Below are 7353 nucleotides of genomic sequence, written 5' to 3'. Positions count from 1 at the left end.
GCCGCCCGGCTGGGCCGACAAGGGCGGCGGCGCGCCCGGCGCCTCCTCCGGCGAACCGGCCTGGCGCAGCGCGGGTCGCAGCTCCTCGGACACGAGGCGGCGGATGGAGGACAGGACATCCTCGATCTCATGCGAACTCAGTGGCTCAGACATTCTGTTCTGCCCGTGTTTCCCGGTGTTTTGCCGGCCAGCTTAGCCAGATGGCGCCCGCCGTACAAGAAAATGGCGCGCAAGGCGTTAACGAATTGCTAAGGCGGCTGGGATGCGGCGCAAAAGCCCGGCGCCGATCCGCCTGCCCCAGCCCTGCCCCTGTCCCGCCGCCGGGCGCCGCCACGAAAAAGGGCCCCCGACTTCGGGGGCCCGATCCGGTGCCGGTCAGGCTGCGGTCACTTGCCGATCTTGCCCAGGATCTCGTCCAGCTTGCGGCCGCGGCTTGACGTGGCCGGCGCGGATTTCACCGCGTTGAAATAGGCCTCGGGATCGTAGGTCGGGATGCCCAGCTTCAGATGCTCGGCCGTCAGCAGCCCCATCGCAGCCAGAACCTGATAGACCGCCACATAGCGGTTCGCCTCGGCCTGCAGCCGGCTGGCGCGGGCATCCAGCAGATCCTGCTCGGCATCCAGCACATCCAGCGTGGTGCGCGCGCCCAGCGTGGCCTCTTCGCGCACCCCGTCAAACGCGGCCTGCGCGGCGGTGATCTGCCGCTGCGTCGCTTCGATCGAGGCGACATAGACCGACAGATTGGCCCAGGCATTGCCGATGTTCTGCTCGATCTGCACCACAGTCTGGCGCAGCCCCGCGCGCGCGCTTTCCTTGCCGGCCAGGGCCTTGCGGAAATAGGCCGACAGCTTGCCGCCGGCATAGATCGTCTGGTTCAGCTGCAGACCCAGGTTGCCGCTGAGCGAGTCGGACTGCCCCAGCGATTCGCCGTAATTGCGGCTGGTGATCGTGGCGCCCAGCCCGATCGTCGGCTTCATGTTCGCCTCGGCCAGCGCGACCTGCGCCTCGGAAGCCAGAACCTGGTGCTGCGCCTGCTTCACCGCCGGATGGGCCTTGACCGCATAGGACCGCGCCTCGTCCAGCGACTTGCCGATCTTCGGCGAGGCCGGCAGCGCGGCCAGCCGGCCCGGATAATGCCCGACCGCTGCCTTGTAGCTTTCGCGCGCCACCAGCAGATCGCCTTCGGCCGCCGCCAGATTCGACCGCGCCGCGGCCAGGGCCGCCTCGGCGATCGACACATCGGTCTTGGTGATCTCGCCCACATCGAAGCGGTCCTGCGCGGCGCGCAGTTCCTGGGTGATCAGCCGCACATTCGACTGGCGCAGCGCCACGATCTCTTGGGCAAGCTTGACGCTGACATAGGATTGCACCGCCGAAAGCAGCACTTCCTGTTCGACCTGGATCAGCGCCTGGCGGGTTGCCAGCACCGATTCCTTGGCGATCACGATCGAGGCCTCGGTCCGGCCAAAGTCGAACAGCACCAGATCGGCCGATAGGCTCAGCGAATTCGACAGGCCGCGCACCTCGATGCCGCTGCTGCGCGTCACGCTGTTGCCGAAATCGACGACATAGCTGATCACCGGCCGCAGCGCCGAGACGGCGATGGCGTAATCCTCGTCGGCGGCGCGCAGCACCGCTTCGTTCTGGTCCAGCAGGTTGGAATTCTTATAGGCCGAGATCAGCGCATCGGTCAGCGTTTCGGCCCTTGCCGGCAGGCCGGCCAGCGTCACAGCCAGACCGACCGCCATTCCCCGCATCCACATGCGCATCTGCTCTGCCCTTTTTTGTTGTTGCGCAGTCCCTTGCCCGGCGGGCTGCGCTGTCCTGATGGTGGGCCCGCCGGCGGGCCGTTCAGAGCGTGAAGCCCCGGCTGCGGCCGAAGCCTGCCAGAAGCGGCGCCGCCGCGTTGAAGGCGAAGCGCCAGGCGATGCGGCCATCCAGCTTGTGGCCGACCTTGACGATGCCCAGCGCGCCTTCCAGGAAGACCGCGGCGACCCGCCCGCCTTCTTTCAGCTGCGCCGCCAGCGCCTCGGGCAGGATCTCGACCCCGCCCTCGATGGTGATCACATCATAGGGGCCGTGTTTCGCGGCGCCCGCGGCCAGCGGGCCGGTCACCACGACGGCATTGTCGACGCCCTCGTCCGACAAAAGCCGCTGCGCTTCGGCGGCCAGCGTCTCGTCCTCTTCGACGGCGACGACCGTATCGGCCAGCCGCGCCATGACCGCGGCCGAATAGCCCAGGCCGCAGCCCAGATCCAGGACCAGCTCGTCGGGCTGAATGTCCAGCGCATCCAGCATCTTGGCCAGGGTGCGCGGGTCCAGCATCACCCGACCGGGCGCGATGTCCAGATTCTCGCCGATATAGGCGGCCTCGCGCTTGGCATCCGGCACGTAGACTTCGCGCGGAACCTGCAGCATGGCCTCGATGATGGGAAATTTGGTGACATCCGAGGGCCGCACCTGAGTGTCGACCATCATCATGCGGCGGGAGGCGAACTCGCTCATTCCGAACCTTCCGGTTTACATTGTGTCTGACGAATGCATAGGCACAAACCGCGGCCGTCGGCAACGGTTATCCTGCGCCTTTTTGCCCGAGCCGAAGCGATTTGGCCAGAGACAGCAGCGCACAAAGCCCCGAACCGACTGCGCATCAGGCAGGAAGTGTAGCCCGGCTGCTGCAAATCGCGGCCAGCGGGCATCGCGCGGGCGGGGTCAACGCGCCAGGGCGCGGCCGATCCGGGCGATGCCTTCGGGGATCCGCGCGGGCGGGATCGAGGTATAGGCCAGCCGGTAATGCCGCCGGTCGGGGCGGGCGGGGTCGAAGAAACTGTGGCCCGGCTCGATCAGCACGCCTTCGGCGCGCAGATCGCGCGCCAGTTCGGCCGTGTCGACCCCGGGCGGCGCCGCCATCCAGAAGGAAGACCCGCCAAAACCGCCCTGCCCCGCCACGGTCAGCCCCGCCTCGCGGATCGCCTCGTCCATCACCTGGCGACGGCGGCGAAAGGCCATCCGCATCCGGTTGATCATCGCGTCATAATGGCCCTCGGCCAGAAAATAGGCGACCGTGCGCTGCACATGGCCGGGCGGATGCTTCAGCACCATCGACCGCAGCGCCCGCGCCTCGGCAATGAAACTGGGCGGGCCGACCAGATAGCCCAGCCGCATCCCCGGAAAGATCGACTTCGAGAACGAGCCGGCATAGATCACCCGCCCCGCCTTATCGAGCGATTTCAGCGCCGGGGCGACGGGCTTGAGAAAGGACATCTCGAACTCGTAATCATCCTCGACGATGACAAAGCCTTCGCGGCTGGCGGCCTCGAGCAGCGCCAGACGGCGGTCCAGCGGCATCGTGGCATTGGTCGGCGACTGGTGGCTGGGCGTGGCGAAGATCACATCGCCGCGCGGCAGCAGGGGCGGCAGCCCGCCCTCATCGACATCGACAGGCAGGATCTCGGCGCCCGAACTGGCCAGGACGCGGCTCAGCCCCGGATAGCAGGGGTTTTCCACCACCGCCCGCCGCCCCGGCGCCAGCAGGACCTGCGCCGCGATCCACAGCGCATTCTGCGCGCCCAAGGTCAGCAGCACCTCTTCCGCCCCCGCCGCGATTCCGCGCCGCGGCAGGATCACCCGCAAGACCTGTTCGATCAGCACCGGGTCGTCGCGTTCGTAATAATCCGAGGTCAGGGCCGAGAAATCGCGCCGCCCCAGCGCCCGCAGCGCGCAGGCGCGCCAGTTCTGGTGGTCGAACAGCGTCGGATCGGTCTGGCCATAGATGAAGGGCCAGGGATAGCGCTCCCAGTCGACCGGGCGTTCCACCCCCGCCATCGCGCCGGAAAACCGCCCGCCCGACAGGGCGTGGTAATCCACCTCTTCCGCGGGCCGGGCCGAGGCGGGAAATTCCGGCGCCCGCGGCGCATTGTCCGAGACGTAATAGCCCGACCTGCCCCTTGCGCTGAGGTAATCGGACGAGACCAGATCGCCATAGGCCAGCGTCACGGTGATGCGGCTGATGCCCAGATGCTCGGCCAGGCCGCGCGACGAGGGCATCTTCTCGCCCGGGCGGAAGCGGCCGGCCAGGATGCCCTCGGTCACCATGGCGCGGATGCGGCTTTGCAACGTGCCCGCGGCGCCCGCCGCCAGGAAGAAGGCCTCGACCGGGATCGCCATCTGGTCCTATTCCGAATTGCCTTCTGGACTGATGGCGCGGCGGCGCGGCGCTGTCAAGCGGCGGGCGGGCCGAAGCGGTGGCGCGACAGGGCCAGCCGCGCGATAGCGGTGACAAGACACAGCGCGCCAAAGACCCAGGCGGCGATGGGGAAGCAGGCGGGCCACAGGCAGGTCAGGATGAAAAACCCAATCGTTTCCGCGCCTTCCATCAGGCCGGCGGCATAATACAGCGCCTTCTTGCCCTGCGCCTGGGTGTGCAGGCCGCGTTTGGCGGCCATGACGGCAAAGCCCAGAAAACTGGCGGCGTTGACGTAGAAGCTGAACAGAAGGAAGGCCGCCGGCAGGGCATTTTCCGGCGCGCGGATCGCGAAGGCCAAAGGCAGCGCGCCATAGATCGCGAAATCGCAGGCGATATCCAGATGCCCGCCGAAATCGCTGCCGAAATCGCGGCCCCCGCCCGCCCGGGCGATCGCCCCGTCCAGCCCATCGGCCAGCCGCCCGGCCAGAAGCGGCAGCAGGGCCAGCGCCCCCGGCGCGCCGCAGGCCAGCAGCCCCGCCCCGATCAGCCCCAGCGCCAGCCCCGCCAGCGTCATCGCATCGGCGCCGATCCCGCGCGCGGCCAGCACCCGGCCGGCCCGGTTCAGCGCCGGGTCGATCAAGGGGCGCAGGGCGGTGTCGAACATCGGGCAAGGCTCCTTTCTGGGCTTTGGCCTGGGCTTCGTCCTGGGCTTCGGTCCCGCTTCGCCGCGGCAGGCCGCCGCGTTACGCCCGTCACGCAGATGTCACCGGCCGGACATTCGGGTTGCGCCCGGGGCTGCGCCCTTCGTATCCCTTGCAGGCGCCCACCGCAAAGGGCCGAAGGAGAGGCCATGAAACGACGCAGCTTCCTGACCGCGCTAAGCGGCGCCGCCGCCCTGCCCCTGCTGCCCGCCCGCGCCGCCGGCGCCTGGGAGGCGGTTCTGGCCGAGGCCCGCGGCCAAGAGGTCTGGTTCCATGCCTGGGGCGGCGATCCGAAGATCAACGATTTCATCGCCTGGGTCGGGGCGCTGGCGCAGGACCGCTTCGGGGTGACCCTGCATCAGGTCAAGCTCGCCTCGACCGCCGATGCCGTCGCCACCGTCCTGGCCGAGCGCGATGCCGGGCGGGTCAGCGGCGGCTCGGTCGATCTGATCTGGATCAATGGCGAGAATTTCGCGGCGATGAAGGCGGAAGGCCTGCTTTACGGCCCCTTTGCCGAGGCACTGCCGCATTGGCCGCTGGTCGACGTGGCGGGCAAGCCCGCGGTGCTGCGCGATTTCACCCTGCCGACCGAAGGCTATGAAAGCCCCTGGGCGATGGCGCAGCTGGTCTTCGAATATGAGGGCGCGCGGGTCGCGACGCCGCCAAAGACGATTGCCGCGCTGCAGGACTGGATCCTGGCCCATCCCGGCCGCTTCACCTATCCGCAACCGCCCGACTATCTGGGCGTGACCTTCCTGAAACAGGTGCTTTACGCCACGATCCCCGATCCGGCCGCACTGCAGCTGCCGGTCGATCCGGCGCAGGTTCAGGCGCAGACCGCGGGGCTTTGGGCCTTCCTCGACAGGGTCCACCCCGCCCTGTGGCGCGGCGGGCGGGCTTTTCCGCCGAATGAACCCGCGCTTGGGCTGTTGCTGGCCGATGGCGAGACCGACATCTCCTTCGCCTTCAACCCCGGCCGCGCCAGTGCCGAGATCGCGGCGGGCAACCTTTGGGAAAGCGTGCGGACCTTCACGCTGGACGGCGGGACGATCGGCAATGCCTCTTTCGTCGCGATCCCGTTCAATGCCGCGGCGCGGGCAGGGGCGCAGGTGGTGGCCGATCTGCTGCTGTCGCCCGAAGTGCAGGCGCGCGCGCAGGATCCGGCGGTGCTGGGCTTTCAGACCGTGCTGGATCTGGCCGCGCTGGCGCCCGAGGACCGCGCCCGGTTCGATGCGCTGGATCTGGGACTGGCCACCCAGTCGCCCGACCAGCTGGGCCCCGCGCTGTTGGAGCCGCATGCCAGTTGGGCCACCCATCTGGCCGCCGAATGGCAGGCGCGCTACGGGTCCGCGCCTTGAGATGGCTGCGCGCCGCCCCGGCTGCGGTCGCGGCGCTGATGGCGCTGCCGATGGCGGCGGGGCTGGCGGGAACGCTGGGTCCGGCGCTGGAACCCGGGGCGGTGGCACGGCTGTTGGACTGGCCGGGGCTTGGCGCGGCGGCGCGGCTGTCGCTGGTCACCGGGCTTGCCAGCACCGCGCTGGCTTTGGCGCTGGTGCTGGCGGTGCTGGCCACCCTGTCGGAAACCCGCGCCTTCGCGGCGCTGCGGCGGATGCTGTCGCCGCTTCTGGCGGTGCCGCATGCCGCGGCGGCGCTGGGTCTGGCCTTCCTGATCGCGCCCTCGGGCTGGATCGCGCGGGCGCTGTCGCCCTGGGCCACCGGCTGGACGCAGCCGCCCGACCTTCTGCTGTTGAACGATCCCGCCGGGCTGGCGCTGATCCTGGGGCTGGTGGCGAAGGAAGTGCCGTTCCTGCTGCTGATGTCTTTGGCCGCCCTGCCCCAGACCCGGGCGGCCGAGGGGCGGCTTCTGGCGGCCAGCCTGGGCTATGGCCGCGCGGCGGGCTTTGCCTATGCGGTGCTGCCCGGCCTGTACCGTCAGCTGCGCCTGCCGGTCTATGCGGTGTTGGCCTATGGGATGACCTCGGTCGATATGGGGATGATCCTGGGCCCGACCCTGCCGCCGCCTTTGTCGGTGCAACTGGCGCTGTGGATGGGCGCGGCCGATCTGAGCCTGCGCCCGCTGGCCGCCGCCGGGGCGCTGCTGCAGCTGGCGCTGGTCGTGGCGGCGCTGGTGCTGTGGCGCGCGGGCGAAGGGTTGGGCGGGCATCTGCTGCGGCGCGGCGCGCAGGCCGGGCATCGGTTGCGGGCGCTGGATGCGCCGCTCTCCGCGCTGGCGGCCGCATTGGCGGGCGGCTTGGCGGGCGCGCTGATCCTGGGCCTGGCGGGGTTGGCGCTGTGGAGCCTGGCCGGGCTGTGGCCCTTCCCCAACGCCCTGCCCGACCGCCTGAGCCTTGCGGTCTGGCAGCGCGCCGGGGCCAGCCTGGCCCAAACCTTCGCCGTGACCGCCGCCCTGGGCCTGGCCAGCGCCGCGCTGGCGCTGCTGCTGGTTCTGGCCTGGCTGGAGGCCGA

General features: G+C 69.7%; 6 protein-coding genes. 2 read left to right on the top strand and 4 right to left on the bottom strand.

What is annotated here, in order from left to right:
• Positions 1–386 precede the first annotated feature (386 nt).
• From K1Y73_RS20745 to K1Y73_RS20730, 4 genes are all read right to left on the bottom strand, one after another.
• Positions 387–1769 (bottom strand): TolC family outer membrane protein, encoded by a 1383-nt coding sequence (locus K1Y73_RS20745; protein ID WP_225030256.1) that lies wholly within the window; start codon positions 1767–1769, stop codon positions 387–389.
• A gap of 82 nt (positions 1770–1851) precedes the next feature.
• Positions 1852–2505: a protein-L-isoaspartate O-methyltransferase family protein gene (locus K1Y73_RS20740; RefSeq protein WP_225030255.1), complete on the bottom strand. Its 654-nt coding sequence runs from the start codon at positions 2503–2505 to the stop codon at positions 1852–1854.
• Positions 2506–2712: 207 nt separating this feature from the next.
• Entirely contained in the window at positions 2713–4167 is a 1455-nt protein-coding gene (gene pdxR / locus K1Y73_RS20735; protein ID WP_225030254.1) for a MocR-like pyridoxine biosynthesis transcription factor PdxR, read from the bottom strand.
• A gap of 53 nt (positions 4168–4220) precedes the next feature.
• Positions 4221–4850, bottom strand: a complete 630-nt coding sequence (locus K1Y73_RS20730) for a CDP-alcohol phosphatidyltransferase family protein (protein ID WP_225030253.1) — start codon at positions 4848–4850, stop codon at positions 4221–4223.
• Positions 4851–5036: 186 nt separating this feature from the next.
• Here K1Y73_RS20730 and K1Y73_RS20725 point away from each other — a divergent pair, with 186 nt between their 5' ends.
• The gene (locus K1Y73_RS20725) at positions 5037–6245 is read left to right on the top strand and encodes an ABC transporter substrate-binding protein (protein WP_225030252.1); all 1209 of its coding nucleotides are present in this window, start codon (positions 5037–5039) and stop codon (positions 6243–6245) included.
• The coding region (locus tag K1Y73_RS20720) for an ABC transporter permease family protein (RefSeq protein ID WP_225030251.1) at positions 6242–7353 on the top strand (1112 nt) is incomplete at its 3' end. The genes K1Y73_RS20725 and K1Y73_RS20720, both read left to right, overlap by 4 nt.

This window comes from Xinfangfangia pollutisoli, assembly GCF_020179405.1.
GTDB lineage: Bacteria > Pseudomonadota > Alphaproteobacteria > Rhodobacterales > Rhodobacteraceae > Pseudogemmobacter > Pseudogemmobacter pollutisoli.
The sequence above is the reverse complement of the archived record's forward strand: the minus strand, read 5'-3'. Positions and strand labels throughout refer to the sequence as shown.

Excerpts from the sequence above, each read along its gene's own strand:
- K1Y73_RS20745 (WP_225030256.1), bottom strand. The coding sequence starts at position 1,769 with ATGCGCATGTGGATGCGGGGAATGGCGGTCGGTCTGGCTGTGACGCTG.
- K1Y73_RS20740 (WP_225030255.1), bottom strand. The coding sequence starts at position 2,505 with ATGAGCGAGTTCGCCTCCCGCCGCATGATGATGGTCGACACTCAGGTG.
- pdxR (WP_225030254.1), bottom strand. The coding sequence starts at position 4,167 with ATGGCGATCCCGGTCGAGGCCTTCTTCCTGGCGGCGGGCGCCGCGGGC.
- K1Y73_RS20730 (WP_225030253.1), bottom strand. The coding sequence starts at position 4,850 with ATGTTCGACACCGCCCTGCGCCCCTTGATCGACCCGGCGCTGAACCGG.
- K1Y73_RS20725 (WP_225030252.1), top strand. The coding sequence starts at position 5,037 with ATGAAACGACGCAGCTTCCTGACCGCGCTAAGCGGCGCCGCCGCCCTG.